The organism is Xanthomonas sp. SHU 308 (genome assembly GCF_000364645.1).
Lineage (GTDB): Bacteria > Pseudomonadota > Gammaproteobacteria > Xanthomonadales > Xanthomonadaceae > Xanthomonas_A > Xanthomonas_A sontii.
This window is the reverse complement of record NZ_AQOK01000499.1, coordinates 1-18,995: the sequence shown is the minus strand read 5'-3', so window position 1 is coordinate 18,995 and position 18,995 is coordinate 1. Positions and strand designations below refer to the sequence as shown.

Here is an 18,995-nt window from a genome sequence, read left to right as displayed (position 1 = left end):
GCGGCGACGCCTGCCAAGCCCGCGGCGGCCGGCGGCGCCGCCACGCCCCAGGCCAAGCACGACGACAAGGCCATGGCCGAAGGCAAGTGCGGCGAGGGCAAATGCGGTGGCAGCCTCTGAACCACCCCGGTACGACGCCCGGCCGCTGGCCGCGGCCAGCGCCGGCCTCGGCCTGCGCCGCGGCCTGCTGCAGGACCTGCTGCAGGCGCCGGCGGACGCGTTCGACTTCCTCGAATGCGCACCGGACAACTGGATCGGCGTCGGCGGCCGCCCCGGGGAACTGCTGCAGACGCTGAGCGCGCGGCATCCGCTCAGCTGCCACGGCCTGTCCTTGTCGCTTGGCGGCGTGGCGGCGCTGGACACCACCCTGCTGCAGCAGACCCGGCAGTTCCTCGACCGGCACCGGATCGCGCTGTACAGCGAACACCTCAGCTACAGCGCCGACGACGGCCAGCTCTACGAACTGCTGCCGCTGCCGTTCACCGACGAGGCGGTGCGCCACGTCGGCGCGCGCATCGCCCAGGTGCAGGACGCGCTGGGCCGGCGCATCGCGGTGGAAAACGTCTCCTACTACGCCGCACCTAGCCAGACGATGAGCGAAGCCGCCTTCGTGACCGCAGTGCTGGCCGAGGCCGACTGCGACCTGCTGCTGGACGTCAACAACGTGCACGTCAACGCCAGCAACCACGGCGACGACGCGCTGGCCTTCCTCGCCGCCCTGCCCAGCGCACGCATCGCCTCGTACCACGTCGCCGGCCACCGCGACGACCCGGCCAGCGGGCTGAAGATCGACACCCACGCCGCGCCGGTGGCCGACCCGGTGTGGGACCTGCTTGCCGCCGCCTACCGCCTGCACGGCGTGCGTCCCACCGTGCTCGAGCGCGACGGCCAGTTCCCGCCACTGGGCGAGCTGCTCGACGAAGTGCAGTGCATCCGCGCCGCACAGGCGCATGCGCCGTCGCCCGACGCATGAGCGAGACACTGCGCGCGCAGCAGTTCGCGCTGACCCTGCATCTGCGCGATCCGCAGCGACACCCGCCGCCGGCCGATATCCCGCCGCAGCGCCTGGCGGTGTACCGCGCCCTGTTCTTCGACAATCTGGCGCAGCTGCTGAGCGGCCAGTTCCCGGTGCTCCACGCCACCCTCGGCGACGCCGACTGGGCGGCGCTGCTGCGTGCGTTCTGCGCCGAACACCGCGCTCGCACCCCGCTGTACCCGCGTCTGGGCGAGGAACTGGTGGCGTTCCTGGCGCAGCGCGCACCCGATCCGCAGCGTCCCTGGCTGGCCGAACTGGCGCACTACGAGACCGTGGAACTGCAAGTGCAGATCGACGATGCGGCGCTGCCGCCGCACGATCCGCGCGGCGACCTGCTCGACGGCATCCCGCTGCTGTCGCCGTGGCTGCGCCTGTTGCGCTACCGCTGGCCGGTGCAGCGCATCGGCCCGGCCTGGCAGCCGGACACGGCACCAGCGCAGCCGACCTGTCTGCTGGCGCGGCGCGAGGCCGACGGCCAGGTGCGCTTCGCCGAACTGGCGCCGCTGGCCTATGCCGTGCTGGCGGCGCTGCAGTCCGGCACGCGCAGCGGACGCGCACTGCTGCTGGATCTGGCCGCCGCGCACGGCCTTGCGCCTGGCGCCCTGCTGGACGAGGGCGCGGCCCTGCTGGAACGGCTGCGCGCGCAGGGCAGCGTGCTCGGCACGCGTTTGCCCGAGTGACACCGCGGCGGCCGGCGGCCGCGCTCTGCTAACCTTGGCGGATGAACGATTCGGTCGACAGTCCCTCGCAACCCCTGGTCATCACCCCGATGTCGCGGCGTTTCCGGGGCTATCTGCCCGTGGTGGTGGACGTGGAAACCGGCGGTTTCGACTGGAACAAGCATGCGCTGCTGGAGATCGCGGTGGTGCCGATCGAGATGGACGATTTCGGCCAGCTCTATCCCGGCGTCACCGCCAGCGCGCACGTGGTGCCGGCGCCCGGCACCCTGATCGATCCGAAGTCGCTGGAGGTCACCGGCATCGTCCTGGACCATCCGTTCCGCTTCGCCAAGCCCGAACGCGAGGCGCTGGACCATGTGTTCGCGCCGGTGCGCGCGGCGGTGAAGAAGTACGGGTGCCAGCGCGCCATCCTGGTCGGCCACAACGCCCATTTCGATCTCAACTTCCTCAACGCCACGGTCGCCCGCTGCGGCCACAAGCGCAACCCGTTCCATCCCTTCAGCGTGTTCGACACCGTCACCCTCGCCGGCATCGCCTACGGCCAGACCGTGCTGGCGCGCGCGGTGCAGGCCGCCGGCTTCGACTGGAACGCCGCCGACGCGCACAGCGCGGTCTACGACACCGAGCAGACCGCGCGCCTGTTCTGCAAGATCGCCAACGCCTGGCCGGCCCCACCGGTCGGCGCGGCGCCATAGCCGCGGCATGGATTGCAAGGCACGCGCGCGCCGCCAGCCGCTCGCATGACCCGCCACCTGCTGTTCGTGTGCAGCCGCAACCGGCTGCGCAGCCCCACCGCCGAACAGGTGTTCGCCACCTGGCCCGGCGTGGAAACCGCCTCGGCCGGCGTCGACCACGACGCGGACACCCCAATCACCCCGGAACTGCTGGAGTGGGCGGACATCGTCTTCGTCATGGAACCGGCGCATCGGAACAAGCTGTCGCGGCGGTTCAAGCGCCATCTCGGCCGCGCACGCATTGTCTGCCTCGACATCCCCGACGACTTCGCCTACATGGATCCGGCGCTGGTGCAGCTGCTGACCGCGAAGGTGTCGCGGCACCTGCCCGCGCGCTGATCCTGTGCTCGCCCGCCGCACCCAGCGCGCAGACGCCCCCCCACGAACGATCACCCTTCCAGTGAACAAGACCGACGCCCTGACCTTCCTGCGCGCGCAGCAACCGCTGCCCGACGACGACCACCTCACCCAGGACCTGATCGACGCCTATGACGCGGCGCGACGCCTATTCCTCGCCGCTCCGGACCACGCCGCGCTGCCGCTGTTCCTGCGCTCCTTCGGCAAGGGCGACGGCTGGGGCGTCTATCCGCTGGTCGAAGACCTGTTCCATGCCTGCAGCCGCGGCGAGGCCATCGTCGCAATCCGGGAGGCGCTGGAAGATCCCCTGCTGTCCGACGGCAGCCGCTACTGGGTCACCCAGCTGGCCGCCGCCTTCGCGGATCCGACCATGCGCACCGGGCTGGCCCTGTCGTTGCGCTCGGAATCTGCGGATACCCGCGAGGCGGCGCAGGTGGCACTGGAGAGAGTGGACGACCAGGACGCGCACTGAAACGCTCGCGTCAACGCTGCACGCCGCCGCCAAGGGCAGCGCCCAACGACAGGCCACCCGCGTTTCTCAGCCCACGCACACCCGATCGCGCCCCATGCCCTTGGCCCGGTACAGCGCGCCATCGGCGCGCTCCAGCCACTGGCTCGGCGTGTCGTCCGGGCGCAGCGCGACCAGGCCGGCGCTGAAGGTGACGCGCAGCGCCGGCGCCTCGGGCGCCCACTGCAGGCGTGCATGGAACAGGTCGCGCAGGCGCGTGGCCAGGCGCTCGGCGTCGGCCAGCGGCGTGTCGCCGAGCAGCACCGCGAACTCTTCGCCACCCAGGCGCGCCGGCAGGTCGGAGGCGCGGCAGGCGCTCAGCAGCAGTTGCCCGACTTCGCGCAGCACCGCATCGCCGGTGGCATGCGAGTAGCCATCGTTGATCTGCTTGAAGCGGTCGATGTCCATCACCAACAGGCACAGCGGCGCGCCACTGCGCTGTGCGCGCTGCATGCTGTGCACCAGCACCTCGTCGAAGTGGCGCCGGTTGGGCAACGCGGTCAGCGCATCCTCGTGCGCCAGGCGCTCGAACGCGGTGGCCTGGCGCTGCAATTCCGCCAGCAACTGGCTCTTCTCGGCATCGGCCTGCAGCAGGCGCTCGGTCTGCAGCCGCAGCGCGCTGGTGCGCCGCGCCACCAGCCGCTCCAGGCGCAGGGCGCGACGCTTGTAGCGCGCGATCAGGTAGCGGTACAGCAGCACCAGCGCCAGCAGCAGCGCCACCGCGGCCGCCGCATGGACGCTGTGCCGCTGCCACCACAGCGGCGCCACGCTGAAGCGCCACACGGCTTCGCGGGTGCTCCAGGCGCCGTCCGGATGCGCCGCGGCCACGTGCAGGGTGTAGTCGCCCGGCGGCAGCCCGATGAACTCCACGCTGCGCTGGTTGCCGCGATCGATCCAACCGGTGTCCAGGCCGTCGAGCCGGGTGCGGTAGCGGATACGCTCGGGCAGCAGATAGCTGAGGCCGACATAGGACACGGTGATGCGCTTGGCGCCGGGCAGTTGCGACATGTTCTGCCAGGGGAAGGGCTGGCCATCCAGCAACACGCTCTCGATCGCCGCCGGCGGCGGCAGGCGATCGCGGAAGCGCGCCAGGCGCCGCGGATCGACCATGCTGACGCCGCCGGCGGTGACCAGCCACACCGTACCGTCATGGCGCAGGATCATCGACGGCCCGGAGCTGCCATTGCCCTGGGCGTTGGACATGCCGTCGATCTCGTCGTAACGGCTCACCTGCAACCGCGCCTGGCGGCCGTCGGCGACCGCGTCCAGCGCCGCCGCGGTGGTCCGCAGCACGCCGCGGTTGCTGCTGATCCAGACGTTGCCGAGGCGGTCGCGGACCAGCTGGAACACCGTGTCCACCGGCATGCCCTGCTCCAGCCCCACCCGCGCCAGTTGGCCGTCGCGGTCGCGGTGCAGGCCGCGGTCGGTGGAAATCCACACATCGCGGCCCAACGCCTGGAATCCGAACACGGTGCGCGCGCCGCCCAGCGGTTCCAGCGCCAGCTTCCGCACCTGGCCGTCACGCAGTACCGCCGCGCCTTCGACCGAGCCGATCCACAGCGCGCCGTCGACGCTGGCCAGGGCGGTGATCAGGCCGTGCGGCAAGCCGGGCACGTCCGGCACCGACAGCCGGTCGCCGTCGATGCGCATCACCCCGCTGCGCGTGCCGATCCAGACCGTCCCAGCGGCATCGACGCTGAGCGCACGCACCTGCCCGCTGGGCAAGCCCTCGTTGGTTCCGTAGTGGCGCACGACGCGGCCGTCGCGCAGGCGGAACACGCCGTCGGCGTAGGTGCCCATCCACAGGTCGCCGTCGCGGCCGCGCGCCAGGCTCAGGACCGATGGCGCGTCGCGCAGCGCAACCGGGGCGATGCGGCCATCCGGCGCCATCCGGTCCAGCCCGGCGGCGCTGCCGATCCACAGTGCGCCGTCCGGCGTCTCCAGCAGCGCGCGCACGTAGTCGCCGCTGAGTCCGTCGCGGCGGGTGTAGCCGGCGAACAGCGTCTCGCGCAGCCGGAACAAGCCGCCATTGGCGCCGATCCAGATGCTGCCCTCGGCGTCCTGCAGCAGGCTGACGATGCGCCCGTTGGGCAGCACGTCGCCCGGCAGCATGCGCTCGATGCCGTGCACACTGATCCGCAGCAGTCCCTGGTTCTCGGTGCCCAGCCAGATCGCGCCATCGCGGTCGCGCAGCATCGAGGTGAAATGGCCATAGCCCGGCAGGTGCTGCACCAGCACCGCCTGCTCGCCCTGCAGTCGGTACAGGTTCTCGCCGGCCACCAGCCACAGCGAGCCGTCCGGTGCCCGATACGGCCAGGCCAGCCCCGGCGGCAGGCCGAACGCGGCCGGCGCGCGCCGCAGCACACCCTGCGGGTCGCGGTACAGCAGGCCATCGAGACTGCCGATCCAGATGCGCCCCTGATCGTCGGCGGCCAGGTGCGGGAAACTCGCCGCCAACGGCAGGTCGCGCGGCGCCGGCTGGTAATCGAAGCGACCGTCCGGCCACAGGCAGCCCAGGCCGTTGCCTTCGAACAGCAGCCACATGCGGCCGTCGCGGTCCTGGGTCATGGCGTGGATCAGCGCATGCGGCCAGCCCGGCGGCTGCCGCCAGAAGCGCCAGTTGCCGGCCGCATCGTGGCGGCCGAGATTGCCGCGCGAATCGCTCAGCCACAGCGCGCCGGCGCGGTCCACGTACAGCGAGCCCACGCCGTTGTCGGGCAGGCCCGGGCGGGTGCTGCGGTCGATGACGGCGAAGTCCAGGCCGTTGTAGCGCACCAGCCCTTCCCAGGTGGCGAACCACAGGCGGCCGTCCGGGGTCTGCGCCAGATCGCGCAGGGAGTTGTGCGGCAGGCCGTTGCGCGAGGTCCAGGAATCGATCGCGTAGTCGCGTAGCGGCGGCACCCCGTCTGCGCCACCATCGGCGGCCACGGCGCGCCACGCCACGCCCAATGCCAGCAGCAAGAACAGCAGCACCGGCCACGCGCGCCCGCGGTCGCGTGCGAACGCCGTCTCCCCCCTCCCCCTGGCGACGTTCACTGTCCCGACCCGATCCGACGCAGGCGGGGCGCGACAGGACCCTGGCGCGGGGGTCCAGCGTCAAGGGGACGGGGGCGACACAGACTCATTACCGGAGCGGAACACGGGACGAGCGCCCATGGTAGGCAAAAAAGCGTCGCTGCGGGTGGAGGCCGTAGCAGGCTGCGGGAAAAGGACGCGTGAAGATTGCGCGGCGGTTAAGCCGGAGCGGACTTTGCAGAGGACGGCACCACCAGAATTCCATCGCGGCACGCTCCCTTCTCCCATCGGGAGAAGGTGCCCCGAAGGGGCGGATGAGGGTACGGGCGAAGCCTGAAAAAACATCGATCGCAGCGGCGGACAAGCGCGCGGGCGAAGCCTGGTGTCGTCTGATGCGCGATGGCTTCGCCCCCCCTCACCCCAACCCCTCTCCCGGCGGGGAGAGGGGCTCCAGGCGCCACGCGCTCCCCTTCTCCCGTCGGGAGAAGGTGCCCCGAAGGGGCGGATGAGGGTACGGGCGAAGCCTGGGGAGATATCGATCGCGGCGGCGGGCAAGGGTGCGGGCGAAGCCTGGTGTCGTTCTGATGCGCGATGGCTTCGCCCCGCACCCTCATCCCAACCCCTCTCCCGGGGGGAGAGTGGCTCCAGGCGCCACGCGCTCCCCTTCTCCCGTCGGGAGAAGGTGCCCCGAAGGGGCGGATGAGGGTACGGGCGAAGCCTGGGAAAACATCGATCGCAGCGGCGACAAGCGCGCGGGCGAAGCCTGGTGTCGTTCTGATGCGCGATGGCTTCGCCCCGTACCCTCACCCCAACCCCTCTCCCGCGGGGAGAGGGGCTTCAGGCGCAGCGCGCTCCCTTCTCCCGTCGGGAGAAGGTGCCCCGAAGGGGCGGATGAGGGTACGGGCGAAGTCTGGGAAGACATCGATCGCGGCGGCGGACAAGGGTGCGGGCGAAGTCTGGTGCTGTCCTGATGCGCGAAGGCTTCGCCCCGCACCCTCACCCCAACCCCTCCCCCGGGGGGGAGAGGGGCTTTGCTTGCTCCAGGCATGAGGAGGCGCCGACGGCTTCACAACCGCGGCATCAATGCACCGGGCGCTCAGCCCAGGCGCTGCCGTACCGCTTCGAACAGGGTCACGCCGGCGGCGACCGAGACGTTGAGGCTCTCGATCTCGCCCGGCATCGGGATCCGCACCAGGCCATCGCAATGCTCGCGGGTCAGCCGGCGCAGGCCGTCGGACTCGCCGCCCAGCACCAGCGCCACGTTGCCGCGCAGGTCCTGCGCGTACAGCGAGGTCTCGGCCTCGCCGGCCAGGCCGTAGATCCACACGCCCTGCTTCTGCAGCTCGCGCAGGCAGCGCGCCAGGTTGGTCACCGCCACGATCGGCAGGCGGTCGGCGGCGCCGGCCGAGGTCTTGCGCACGGTGGCGTTGACCGGCGCCGATTTGTCCTTGGGAATCACCACCGCGGTCACCCCGGCCGCGGCGGCACTGCGCAGGCAGGCGCCGAGGTTGTGCGGATCCTGCACACCGTCGAGCACCAGCAGCAGCGCGCGGCCTTCGGCGGCGCTGACCAGGCCTTCCAGCTCGCTCTCGGCCCAGGTCCGCGCCGCGGCATAACGCGCGGCCACGCCCTGGTGCCGCACCGAGCCGCCGACACCGTCCAGCGCCTGCGTGTTCACCCGCCGCACGTCGATGCCCTTGCGCCGCGCGTTCTCCTCGATCTCCTGCAGACGCGGATTCTTGCTGCCCGCTTCCACCAGCACCTCGCGCACGTTGTCCGCGTCGTTCTCGATCGACGAGGCCACGGCATTGACGCCGACGATCCACTGGTTCTGCTTGCTCATGAGACGGGACTACGCGTAAGGAAAGCGGGCATGTTAGGGGTTGTGGCCGCTGGCGTCATGCCTTGGGGGCCGGGATTGGGGATTCGGGATTGGGGATTGGTAGAAGCGGCTTGGCCGTGACGTCGCACTTTCCTGCGATGCCCGGGGCCTGCGTGTCGCGACAGCAAGACCAACGGCGCAGCGCCATCCAGACAAGGCGCGGCGCGGCCTTGTGGGAGGGACTTCAGTCCCGACGCGATGACGTCGGGAACACCGGCCAGTTGCCTGGCGCGACCGATTCCCGAGGTCGCCAGCGATCTCCCGACAACGCGCCGCGCGAGGTCGGCACTGTCAGTCGCAGCTCAGACCGGCCAGCGCTCGGTGTCGTGGTCCGGATGCTGGCGCGAGACGACATCGGCCAGGAACGGCGCGGCGGCCAGATCGCCTTCGGTGCGGATCGCCGCCAGGCGATGCAGCGCGTCCACGAATGGCAGCTTCGCCTCGATGCCGTACTGGATGGTCGGCGGCGAGGCCTCCGGATGGTCGAAGGCGCCGGCCGCGATGGCGACGCCATCCGGTGCCTCGTAGGTCAGCGGCGTGCCGCAGTCGGCGCAGAAGCCGCGCTGCACCAGGTTGGACGAGGCAAAGCGCCTGGGCGCGCCGCGGGTCCAGGTCAGGTCCGCGCCACGGGTGGAGACCAGCGGCGCGTAGTAGGCGCCGAACGCCTTCTGGCACATCCGGCAATGGCAGATCGAGGCGTCGTGCAGCCGCCCACGCACGCGGAAACGCACCGCACCGCACTGGCAACCGCCGCTGTACTCCTGCTCCTGCTCCATATCCGCTCTCCGCTGCGAACCGCATCGCGCAGGTGACCTCCCGCACGACGCACGGGAAGTGCGATCGCGGCGGCCGCCAGGCGGTTCGCCGCGACGCTGCGCCGTCAGTACTTCTTTTTCTTGCGCTTGGCCGGCTGCCCACGCGGTGGCGGCGGCGGCAACTCGTCATGCGCCGACGAGCCTTCCTCGACCAGGCGAAAGTCGATCTTGCGCTCTTCCATGCTCGCCTTCAGCACCAGGATGCGTACGCGGTCGCCAAGGCGGAACTCGCGCCCGCGGCGCTCGCCGGTCAAGGTCTTGCGGGTGGCGTCGAAGTGGTAATAGTCCTGCGGCAACTGGGTCACGTGGATCAGGCCGTTGACCTTGGACTGGTCCAGCTCGACGAACAGGCCGAAGCTGGTGACGCCGCTGACCACGCCGTCGAACTGCCCGCCGACGTGCTTCTCCATCCACGCGGCGCGGTAGCGCTCGTCGACCTCGCGCTCGGCCTCGTCGGCGCGGCGCTCGCGCTCGGAGCACTGCAGCGCCAACGCCGCCATCGCGCGCGGCGCGTACAGGTACTTGTCCGGCGCGCCGCGGGTCAGCGCGTACTTGATCGCGCGATGCACCAGCAGGTCCGGATAGCGGCGGATCGGCGAGGTGAAGTGCGCGTACGCCTCCAGCGCCAGGCCGAAGTGGCCTGCGTTGTCGGGCGAGTACACCGCCATGCTCTGGCTGCGCAGCAGCACCGATTCCAGCAGCGCCGCGTCCGGACGCTCGCGCACCTTCTTCAGCAGCTTGGTGTAGTCGCCCGGTACCACCTTGCTCCACGCCGGCAGGCTCAGCTTGAACTCCTTGAGGAACTCCAGCAGGTCGGCGTACTTGGATTCCGGCGGGCGCTCGTGCACGCGGAACGGCGCCGGAATATGCGTTTCCAGCAGGTAGCGCGCCGCGGCCACGTTGGCGGCGATCATGCATTCCTCGATCAGCTTGTGCGCGTCGTTGCGCATCAGCATGCCGGCCTGGGTCACCTCGCCGGTGTTGTCGAGCACGAAGCGCACTTCCGCGGTCTCGAACTCGATCGCGCCGCGGCGCGCGCGCGCCTTGGCCAGGATCTGGTAGAGCTGATGCAGCCGCTCCAGCTGCGGCAGCACCGCCGCCACGTCCTTGCGCACCTGCTCGTCTTTTTCGCCGACCGCCTGCCACACCTGTTCGTAGGTGAGCCGCGCGTGCGAGTTCATCACCGCCTCGTAGAAGCGCGCACCGGCCACCTCGCCCTGGCGGTCGATCTGCATGTCGCAGACGAAGCACATGCGGTCGACCTTGGGGTTGAGCGAGCAGATGCCGTTGGACAGCGTCTCCGGCAGCATCGGCACCACGAAACCGGGGAAATACACCGAGGTCGCGCGCTTGACCGCCTCGGTGTCCAGCGGCGTGCCCGGACGCACGTAGTGCGAGACGTCGGCGATCGCCACCACCAGGCGGAACCCGTCGGCGTTGGACTCGCAGAACACCGCATCGTCGAAGTCCTTGGCATCGGCGCCGTCGATGGTCACCAGCGGCGTCTGCCGCAGGTCCACGCGGCCCTTGATCGCCGCCGGCTCCACCGTCAGCGGCACCGCCGCGGCTTCGTCCAGTACCTCTTGCGGGAACTCGTAGGGCAGCTCGTGGCCGTGGATCGCCGCTTCCACCAGCAGCGACGGGGTCAGCTTGTCGCCCAGCACGGCGATGATCTTGCCGATCGGCGGGCGCCGCGCATCCGGCGCGGAGGTGAGTTCGCACACCACCAGTTGCCCGTCGCGGGCCTCGCCGACGGCGTCGGCGGGGATCTGCACATTACGCTGGATGCGCTTGTCGTCGGGCACCACGAAGGCGATGCCGGCTTCCAGGCTGAAGCGGCCGATCATCCGAGTCAGGCCGCGCTCGAGCACGCGCGCGATGCTGCCCTCGCGGCGGCCGCGGCGGTCGATGCCGGTGACGTTGGCCAGCGCGCGGTCGCCATGCAGCACCTTGCGCATTTCGTACGGCGGCAGGAACAGGTCGTCGCCGCCCTCGTCCGGGCGCAGGAAGCCGAAGCCGTCCGGATTGGCGATCACCACGCCGGGGATCAGGTTGGTCTGCTGCAGCGGCGCGTAGCCGCCGCGGCGGTTCTGCACGACCTGGGCCTCGCGCAGCATCGCACCCAGGCGCTTGCTCAGCGCTTCCTTGCGCGTCGGCTCGGTCAGGCCGAGCTGTTCGGCCAGTTCGTCCAGGGTCTGCGGACCGTCGCAGCGTTCGAGCAGTTGCAGGATCGCCTCGCGGCTGGCGATCGGCTGCGCATAGCGCTCGGCCTCGCGTGCGGCATAGGGGTCGTGGATCGGCGCGGCAGTGTCGGGCGCGGCCGCCGGCGGCGGCGACGGAGGGTGCAGCGGTTGCAGCGGCGGCTTGGGGCCACGGCGCAGGAAGCTGGGCATCCAGGCCGGCAGACGCGATTTCTTCGGCGTATCGGAGGTGGGCGCGTCGCCGGACGCGGATTTGCCGGGCTTGCCGGACTTGCTTTTGCGAGTTGTCATCCGCGCATGGTACTCCCATGCAGGTGGCCGTCACCCGAACCGGGCGGCGCGCCGCGGCGAACGTGCGCCCCAGAAACGACGAAGCCCGCGTCAGCGGGCCGGTCGGTGCGAGAGTTCAGCGCTCTCGCGATCTTGCATGTGGTGCCCAGGAGAGGACTCGAACCTCCACGGTTTTACCCGCTAGTACCTGAAACTAGTGCGTCTACCAATTCCGCCACCTGGGCGCTGAAGGCCGCGAATTCTGCGGTGCCGCCGCGACCTTGTCAACGCCTATTTTTGCGCCGCTCTCGATTGCCGGCATCGATGACGCGATCCGACCGCGGCACGCAGCGGTGCCGCGCACGTGCCAACCGCCGCGCGGCTGTGCACGCGCGCACGCTTCGGCGGTGCGCGGATTCGGCGGGAAACCGCATGCGCGATGCCGATTCCGACACAGCGCTGTCACAAGCGGACCCGCTTCGAAGATCCGGCGTGACGGCAGCGGAAGTTCGCGATTTTGTCGGTTGACCCGGATCGGCGCCCCGCTAGCTTGCATCCGGCAATCCGTCGCCCTCCCCCACGCTCCGGAGCCTCCCCCATGCACAGCCTGTCCGCTTCCCTGCTCGCCGCCGCCCTGTTCGCCAGCGCCACCAGCGCCTCCGCCGCAGGCGCCGACGACGCCACGCTCAATTCCCTCACCGAGATCCAGCGCGCCCTGGACAGCGGCGCCTCGGTCGCCGTGGCGATCGACCTGAGCCAGTGCACGCCCACCTCCGGCGGCGCCACCCCGAGCCAGACCCGCGGCGGCCTGCGCATCGGCGCCTACCGCGTCACCGCCGACGGCACCCTGTCCTTCGCCGACGAGCACGTGACCGTCGGCCGCGACGGCAAGCCGATCCAGCAGTTCCTGCGCTACCAGGTGCATCCGGACAACACCGTGGACTTCACCATGTTCGTGTTCGCCCTGCCCAGCTACCAGCAGACCGGCAGCACCCTCGGCTACCGCTGCGCGATCAACCAGGGCCTGCGCTTCAACGTCGGCTACTGAGGTCGCCACCGACGCGTCCGCGACGGCGCTGCACTGCCGCCGTCGCAAAACGCTTGACAGCGTCTGCTGCCACGCGCACAATTCTCGTTCTGAGTTGCCCAGGTGGCGGAATTGGTAGACGCACTAGTTTCAGGTACTAGCGGGTAAAACCGTGGAGGTTCGAGTCCTCTCCTGGGCACCACGACCGACAGGTCGAGCAAGATCTCAAAACCCGCTTCGGCGGGTTTTTTGTTGGCTGCGCGCAGGCCGCGGCGCTCAGCGCTGCGGCGGACGCAACGGACCGATGTCCACGCGCACGCCCTTCACCCACACCGCCACCTTGTAGGCACGGTAGCCCGGGTTGTGGCGTTCGGCCGCACGCGCGGCCAGGTAGGCATTGGCGGCATGCACCAGCACCTGCAAGGACGGCTCCAGTTGCGCGACGCGCCGGAGTCTCACTTCGTAGGTGGCCATGCGCCCTCCCCCATGTACCGGCAGGCGCCGCGTCGTGCCGCGATCGGCCGATGCATGGCGGCGGCGCACCGCGGCGCCGACACCCTTGTGTCCACAACCTCCATGTCCTGCATGCGCATCCTCGCGCGTCCGTGCATTCCGCACCGCACGAGTATTGAATCTCCGAACAATTGGAGTCAAGCGTGACTGTACGACAAGCCGGCGGATGCTCCATATCTTGGTAGGCCCGCCGTCCCCCAAGGCCCACCGCGATGAATAGCTTCGGCGAGCGTTTGCGCGAAGCCAGAAAAGCCGCCGGGCTCACCCAGGAGCAGTTGGGCTTCGCGTTGGACGTCACCAAGTCCTCGGTGTCGGCCTGGGAGAACGACCGCGAAACGCCGAGCTTCCGCCTGTTGCCGACGCTGCGCAGCGTGCTGAACCGCTCGCTCGACGAACTGGTGTGCGGCGTCGGTCCAGGCAAGCGTGTGCAGGACCTGCCCGCCGACTATCCGTTGCTGGCACAGGACGCGCAGGAGCGCGCCCTGCTCGCGCGCTATCGCAACGCCTCGGTGCGGCGCCGCGAAGCCGTGCTGGAATTGCTCAAGCCGGACAACGGCTGAGTCACACTGGCGGCGCGTGTGGCGTTCGGGCATCGCCAGTAACGACGGGATGTCGTTCGCAGGAGCGGCTTCAGCCGCGACCAAACCCTACCGGCATGCCCGTCGCGGCTGAAGCCGCTCTTACGAGGACGACCACGCTTCCCGCTGAGTCGCGGCACGCGTGATGTTCGAGACGCTCTTCAGCCGCCGACGCCGAGCGTGCGCAGCGCCTCGCCCCAGATCGCGTAGCCCGCTTCGCTGGGATGGGTGCCATCGGGCATCAGCGCCGCCGGCAGCGTGCCGTCCGGCTGCAGGAAGCGCGCACCGATGTCGAGCCAGCGCACCTGCGGGTCGTGGGCGAAGCGCGCGGCCAGCAGGCGGTTGGTCTGCAGGATCGGCGCACGCTGCGGCGCATCGGCGGCGAAGCCGCGCGGGAAGATGCCCATCAGCACGATCCGGCTGCGTGGCAGGCGCCGCCGGATCTCGGCGACCACCGCCGCCACGCCGTCGGCGGTCTCCTGCGGCGTGTTGGCGCGCGCATGCTCGGTGCCGGCGAGGTTGTTGGTGCCGAGGTTGATCACCACCCAGCGCGGCGCCAGGCCGTCGATCTCGCCCTGGCGCAGCCGCCACAGCACGTTCTGGGTGCGGTCCCAGCCGAAGCCCAGGTTCAGCACCCGCGCGTCGCCGAAGGTGCGCTGCCAGGCCTGCGCGCCATTCACCCGGATCGCCTGCGGCGCGCCCGCCCAGAAATGGGTGATCGAGTCGCCGAGCATCACCACCTGCGGCTGCAACTGCCGCGCGGCGTCCAGCGCGGCATGGTGGCGGCCGTACCAGTCGTAGGAATCCTGCTCCAGCCAGGGCACCGCGATGCGCGCGGTGTCGACGTCGGTCATCGCGTCCAGCGGCACCCGCGGCGCCTCGTCGAGCAGCCGCGCCAGGGTCGGCTCGATGGCCTCGGCCATGCGCCGCTGTCCACGCGTGTCCGGATGCAGCGCGCCACTGCCGGGACGCTGCCGCGGATCGTAGAACAGGCTCGGGTCCAGCGTGCCGTCGACGCGCTGGAACACGGTGCCGATGTCCAGGTAGGCCACACGCGGATTGTCGCCGTAACGCACCGCCAGCGCGCGGTTGACCTCGGCGTCGCGCGCACTCTTCTGCGCCGACAGTGCGCTGGGCAGCAGGCCGAGCAACAGGATGCGGGTGCGCGGCAGGCGCTGCTCCAGCGTGGCGACCACCGCATCGATCCCGCGCACCGTGTCCGCCGCGCTGTGCCCTTCGTGGCCGGTGTTGTTGGTACCGATCAGCAGGACCGCAACCTTGGGCCGCAGGACGTCGACCTCGCCGTGCTGCAGACGCCACAGCACGTGTTCGGTGGCGTCGCCGCTGAAGCCGAGGTTGAGCGCGCCGCGGCTGCCGTAGAAGGTCTGCCAGGTCGACTGGAAGTCTTCGTCCGGTGCCTGCGCCTTCTCGTAGTTCTGGGTGATCGAATCGCCGATCAGCAGCAGCGGTGCATCCGGGTGCGCACGCACCTGCGCCAGCACCTGCTGGTGGCGCTCGGCCCACCAGGCCTCATGCAGGCGGTCGGCCGGGGTCACCGGCACCGGCGAGGCCGCCGGCGGCGGCGCGGCCTGCGCATGGTCCGGGTGCGCACCAAGACATAGCAGTACGAGGACGGCCGCGCGCGGAAGCGATGCGGCGAAGCGGGCGCCGAAGGCGCGAAGAAAGCGCTGCATGTGCGGGGCTGCCGAAGCCTGCGAAGAGCCGCATTCTGGTGCGCAGGCCGCGACAGCGGCAAGTGTCCCGGCGCCGGAGCGCGACGCCGGGCACGCATGTCACTTGGCATGCCCTGGTGCGGCGCGCCGGACGGCACGCCATCAGGCAATGGCGTGCACGCGCCGCTATCGCACCACCATTGCAGCGGCACGGAACGGCACGGGTCGTGGTACCGTCCGTGCCGACGTGCCCGCCGTCGAGACTCAGTGGCCGCCAGCCGCCGCCGCGCCACCACCACCGCCGAACGGCGGCTTGGCCAGCCACAGGAAGAAGATGATCCCGAGGAAGGTCCAGCCCAGCAGGTAGAAGATGTCGTTGAAGCCCATCTGCGAGGCCTGGTGGTTGATGGTGTTGTTGAGCAGCGCCGCGCCGTTCTGCAGGCTGCCGTTGCCCATCATCAGCACCTGTTCCTGCATGCCCGGCGTGTAGGTGGAGATGTGCTCGGTCAGGTGCGCATGGTGCAGCTGCGTGCGCTTGGCCCACAGGTAGGTGGTCAGCGAGGCGGCGAAGCTGCCGCCCAGCGTGCGCAGGAACGTGGCCAGGCCGGAGCCGGCGGCGATCTCGCGCCCGTCCAGGTCCGACAGCAGGATCTGCAGCACCGGCATGAAGAACAGCGCCACGCCCACGCCCATCAGCAACTGCACCCCGGCCACATGCGGGAAATCCACCTGCAGATTGAAGTCCGAGCGCATGAAGCTGGTGGTGGCCATGAAGATGAAGGCGATGCTGGCCAGCAGCCGCAGGTCGAAGCGCGAGGCGTACTTGCCGACGAACGGGGTCATGATCACTGGCAGGATGCCGATCGGCGCGGTGGCCAGGCCGGCCCAGATCGCGGTGTAGCCCATGTCGCGCTGCAGCCACTGCGGGATCAGCAGCGACACGCTGAAGAACGCCGCATAGGCCACGATCAGCGCCATGGTGCCGGCGCGGAAGTTGCGGTGGCGGAACAGCCGCAGGTCGACGATCGGATCCTTGTCGGTCAGCTCCCAGATCAGGAACACCGCCAGCGCCACCGCCGAGATCGCGGCCAGCACGACGATCTTGGTCGAACTGAACCAGTCCTCGTCGTTGCCCAGGTCCAGCACCACCTGCAGGCAGCCGACGCCGATGATCAGGGTGATCAGGCCGACGTAATCCATGCGCGGGCGCTCGATCGGCTCGGGACGATCGCGCAGCTGCGAGCCGACCACGGTCGCGGCGATGATGCCCAGCGGCACGTTGATCAGGAAGATCCATTCCCAGCTGTAGTTGTCGGTGATCCAGCCGCCGAGGATCGGCCCGGCGATGGGCGCGACCACGGTGATCATCGCCAGCAGGGCCAGCGCCTGGCCGCGTTTTTCGCGCGGGTAGATCGACACCAGCAGGCTCTGGGTGATCGGGTACATCGGGCCGCAGACGAAACCCTGCAGCGCGCGCGACACCACCAGCATGCCCATGCTCTGGGCCAGGCCGCACAGCAGCGAGGCCGCGGTGAAGGCCAGCGTGGCCCACACGAACAGCTTGGTTTCGCCGAAACGGCGGCTGAGGAAGCCGGTCAGCGGCAGCGCGATGGCGTTGCTGACCGCGAACGAGGTGATGACCCAGGTCGCCTGCTGCGAACTGGCGCCGAGGTTGCCGGCGATGGTGGGCAGCGAGACGTTGGCGATGGTGGTGTCGAGCACCTGCATGAACGAGGCCATCGCCAGGCCCACCGTGCACAACGCCACACTGGCCGGGCGGAACCCGGCGGCCGGTGCGCCCGGAACCCCGGGCGCGGCGGGAGCGGCAGCTTGGTTGGACATGACCGGGCTCAGTTCGCCTTGGCGGCGTCGGGCAGGTTGGCGTGGATGATCTGCTTCACGGCCGCATCGGCCTGCTGCAGCTGCTGCGCATACACATCGGTATCCAGCAGCGTGCCGCTGGCCGGCTTGGTCGGCAGCACCGCGCCGTTCTGGTCATGCAGGTTGACGTCGGCCTTCATCGACAGGCCGATGCGCAGCGGATGCTGCTCCAGCTGCTTGGCGTCGATGGCGATGCGCACCGGCACGCGCTGCACGATCTTGATCCAGTTGCCGCTGGCGTTCTGCGCCGGCAGCAGCGAGAACGCACTGCCGGTGCCGATGCCCAGGCTCTGCACGGTGCCGTGGTAGGTCACCGCGCTGCCGTACACATCCGACTCCAGTTCCACCGGCTGGCCCAGGCGCATGTGCTTGAGCTGGGTTTCCTTGAAGTTGGCGTCCACCCACACCTGGTTCAGCGGCACCACCGCCATCAGCGCGGTGCCGGGCTGCACGCGCTGGCCGACCTGCACCGAGCGCCGCGCCACATAGCCGGCCACCGGCGCGACGATGGCGCTGCGGGCGTTGTTGAGGAAGGCCTGTCGCACCTGCGCGGCGGCGCCCTGCACGTCGGGCTGGTCGGCCACGCCGTTCTCGTCGATCAACGCGCGGTTGCGCGCCAGGGTCTCGCGCGAGCCGCTGACCGCGGCTTCGGCGGCGGCCAGTTGATCGCGGGCATGCGCCAGTTCTTCGGCGGAGATCGCACCGGTGGCGACCAGGCTGGCGCGGCGGGCGACGTCGGCGCGGGCGCGCTGCAGGGTCACCTGCTGCGCGGACAGTTCGGCCTGGGCGCCCTCGACCGAGCGGTACAGACCGCGCACCTGGCGCACGGTCCGCGCCAGATTGGCCTCGGCCTGCTGCAGGGCGACCTCGGTGTCGGCCGGGTCGAGCTTGACCAGCGGCTGGCCGCGCTCCACGCGCATGCCGTCGTCGGCGTCGATGCGCACCACGGTACCGGCCACCATCGGGGTGATCTGCACCAGGTTGCCCTGCACGTAGGCGTCGTCGGTGTCCTCGTGCCAGCGGCCGACCAGGAAATACCAGATCGCCAGCGCGATCAGCACCAGCACCACTACCACGGCCAGGCCGCGCAGCAGCTTGCCGCGCCGGCTGGGGGCGGGAGCGGAGGAAGCGGGGGTCGTTGTCTGATTCATTGCAGCGATCTCAGGAATGCGAAGGTGCGGAAGAAGAAGAGCTCGGCGCATCGGCGGCGGAGGTGGCGTCGTAGCCGCCGCCCAGCGCCTGATTCAGGCGCACCGAGACCAGGATCTGATTGGATTGCAGCGACGCCAGGCGCTGCTGCGCGTCCAGCAACTGCTGTTGCGCGCTGAGCACGTCCAGGTAGTTGCCGATGCCGGCGCGGTAACGCTGCTGCGACAGGTCGAAGGCGGCCTGCGCCGTCTCCAGCGCCTGCGCCTGCTGCTGCGCCTGCTCGGCCAGCGAACGCGCGGCGTTGACCTGATCGGCCACCTCGCGCAACGCCGCCACCAGGGTTTGGTTGTAGTTGGCCACCGCCAGGTCGTACTGCGCATCGCGCTCGGCCAGCTGACTGCGCAGCCGCCCGCTGTCGAACAGCGGCAGGCTCACGCCCGGGCTGAGCAGACCCAGCACCGACGAACTCTTGAACAGGTCGCCCGGATTGGTGGCGGCGACGCCGCCCAGCAGGGTCAGATTGATGCTGGGATAGAACTGCGCCTTGGCCGCATGGATGCCCTGCGAGGCGGCTTCCACGCGCCAGCGCGCGGCGACCACGTCGGGCCGGCGGCCGAGCAGGTCGCTGGGCAGCACCGACGGCACCCGCGCGGCCTGCGGGTCGAGCAGGCGCGGG

General features: G+C 70.3%; 16 protein-coding genes and 2 tRNA genes. 8 read left to right on the top strand and 10 right to left on the bottom strand.

Annotated elements, in window-relative coordinates; genetic code table 11:
- The first annotated feature begins 106 nt into the window (after positions 1 to 106).
- The 5 genes from D588_RS0115145 (at position 107) to D588_RS0115125 (ending at position 3,279) form a co-directional block, all read left to right on the top strand.
- The gene (locus D588_RS0115145) at positions 107 to 973 is read left to right on the top strand and encodes a DUF692 domain-containing protein (RefSeq protein ID WP_017916585.1); all 867 of its coding nucleotides are present in this window, start codon (positions 107 to 109) and stop codon (positions 971 to 973) included.
- Entirely contained in the window at positions 970 to 1,716 is a 747-nt protein-coding gene (locus tag D588_RS0115140; RefSeq protein WP_017916584.1) for a putative DNA-binding domain-containing protein, read from the top strand. Before D588_RS0115145 ends, D588_RS0115140 begins: the two co-directional genes overlap by 4 nt.
- 41 nt (positions 1,717 to 1,757) lie before the next feature.
- Complete coding sequence (gene rnt, locus D588_RS0115135) at positions 1,758 to 2,411, top strand: ribonuclease T (RefSeq protein WP_017911007.1); 654 nt, start codon at positions 1,758 to 1,760, stop codon at positions 2,409 to 2,411.
- A gap of 45 nt (positions 2,412 to 2,456) precedes the next feature.
- Positions 2,457 to 2,789: a low molecular weight protein tyrosine phosphatase family protein gene (locus D588_RS0115130; RefSeq protein ID WP_017916583.1), complete on the top strand. Its 333-nt coding sequence runs from the start codon at positions 2,457 to 2,459 to the stop codon at positions 2,787 to 2,789.
- Positions 2,790 to 2,850: 61 nt separating this feature from the next.
- Positions 2,851 to 3,279 (top strand): hypothetical protein, encoded by a 429-nt coding sequence (locus tag D588_RS0115125; RefSeq protein WP_017916582.1) that lies wholly within the window; start codon positions 2,851 to 2,853, stop codon positions 3,277 to 3,279.
- A gap of 66 nt (positions 3,280 to 3,345) precedes the next feature.
- On the opposite strand, the gene D588_RS0115120 is transcribed toward D588_RS0115125, so the two are convergent.
- From D588_RS0115120 to D588_RS0115100, 5 genes are all read right to left on the bottom strand, one after another.
- Positions 3,346 to 6,258, bottom strand: coding sequence for a ligand-binding sensor domain-containing diguanylate cyclase (locus tag D588_RS0115120; RefSeq protein WP_232764308.1), 2,913 nt, complete (start codon positions 6,256 to 6,258; stop codon positions 3,346 to 3,348).
- A gap of 1,168 nt (positions 6,259 to 7,426) precedes the next feature.
- Positions 7,427 to 8,173 (bottom strand): 23S rRNA (guanosine(2251)-2'-O)-methyltransferase RlmB, encoded by a 747-nt coding sequence (rlmB, locus tag D588_RS0115115; protein ID WP_017913459.1) that lies wholly within the window; start codon positions 8,171 to 8,173, stop codon positions 7,427 to 7,429.
- A gap of 341 nt (positions 8,174 to 8,514) precedes the next feature.
- The gene (locus D588_RS0115110; RefSeq protein ID WP_017916580.1) at positions 8,515 to 8,988 is read right to left on the bottom strand and encodes a GFA family protein; all 474 of its coding nucleotides are present in this window, start codon (positions 8,986 to 8,988) and stop codon (positions 8,515 to 8,517) included.
- A gap of 104 nt (positions 8,989 to 9,092) precedes the next feature.
- Complete coding sequence (gene rnr, locus D588_RS0115105) at positions 9,093 to 11,420, bottom strand: ribonuclease R (protein ID WP_232764307.1); 2,328 nt, start codon at positions 11,418 to 11,420, stop codon at positions 9,093 to 9,095.
- 238 nt (positions 11,421 to 11,658) lie between these two features.
- Positions 11,659 to 11,743: transfer RNA gene (locus tag D588_RS0115100), tRNA-Leu, on the bottom strand.
- Positions 11,744 to 12,096: 353 nt separating this feature from the next.
- Here D588_RS0115100 and D588_RS0115095 point away from each other — a divergent pair.
- Together D588_RS0115095 and D588_RS0115090 are read left to right on the top strand one after the other, a co-directional pair.
- A complete protein-coding gene (locus D588_RS0115095) occupies positions 12,097 to 12,546 on the top strand; it encodes a VirK family protein (RefSeq protein ID WP_017913462.1) in 450 nt (149 codons plus the stop codon).
- A gap of 96 nt (positions 12,547 to 12,642) precedes the next feature.
- A tRNA-Leu gene (locus tag D588_RS0115090) sits at positions 12,643 to 12,727 on the top strand.
- Between the two features lie 74 nt (positions 12,728 to 12,801).
- Here the strand turns inward: D588_RS0115090 and D588_RS0115085 are convergent.
- The gene (locus D588_RS0115085; protein WP_010343993.1) at positions 12,802 to 12,999 is read right to left on the bottom strand and encodes a hypothetical protein; all 198 of its coding nucleotides are present in this window, start codon (positions 12,997 to 12,999) and stop codon (positions 12,802 to 12,804) included.
- A 251-nt stretch (positions 13,000 to 13,250) separates the two neighbouring features.
- Between D588_RS0115085 and D588_RS0115080 the strand changes: the two genes are divergently transcribed.
- Positions 13,251 to 13,598, top strand: coding sequence for a helix-turn-helix transcriptional regulator (locus tag D588_RS0115080; RefSeq protein ID WP_017910998.1), 348 nt, complete (start codon positions 13,251 to 13,253; stop codon positions 13,596 to 13,598).
- 179 nt (positions 13,599 to 13,777) lie between these two features.
- Here D588_RS0115080 and D588_RS0115075 read toward each other — a convergent pair whose 3' ends face one another.
- The 4 genes from D588_RS0115075 to D588_RS0115060 form a co-directional block, all read right to left on the bottom strand.
- A complete protein-coding gene (locus D588_RS0115075) occupies positions 13,778 to 15,310 on the bottom strand; it encodes a GDSL-type esterase/lipase family protein (protein WP_017916578.1) in 1,533 nt (510 codons plus the stop codon).
- A gap of 243 nt (positions 15,311 to 15,553) precedes the next feature.
- Entirely contained in the window at positions 15,554 to 17,131 is a 1,578-nt protein-coding gene (locus tag D588_RS0115070) for a DHA2 family efflux MFS transporter permease subunit (RefSeq protein WP_026143748.1), read from the bottom strand.
- Positions 17,132 to 17,139: 8 nt separating this feature from the next.
- Entirely contained in the window at positions 17,140 to 18,321 is a 1,182-nt protein-coding gene (locus tag D588_RS0115065) for an efflux RND transporter periplasmic adaptor subunit (protein ID WP_017913465.1), read from the bottom strand.
- A gap of 10 nt (positions 18,322 to 18,331) precedes the next feature.
- Positions 18,332 to 18,995: efflux transporter outer membrane subunit (locus D588_RS0115060; RefSeq protein ID WP_017916576.1), on the bottom strand; the 664-nt coding region annotated here is incomplete at its 5' end.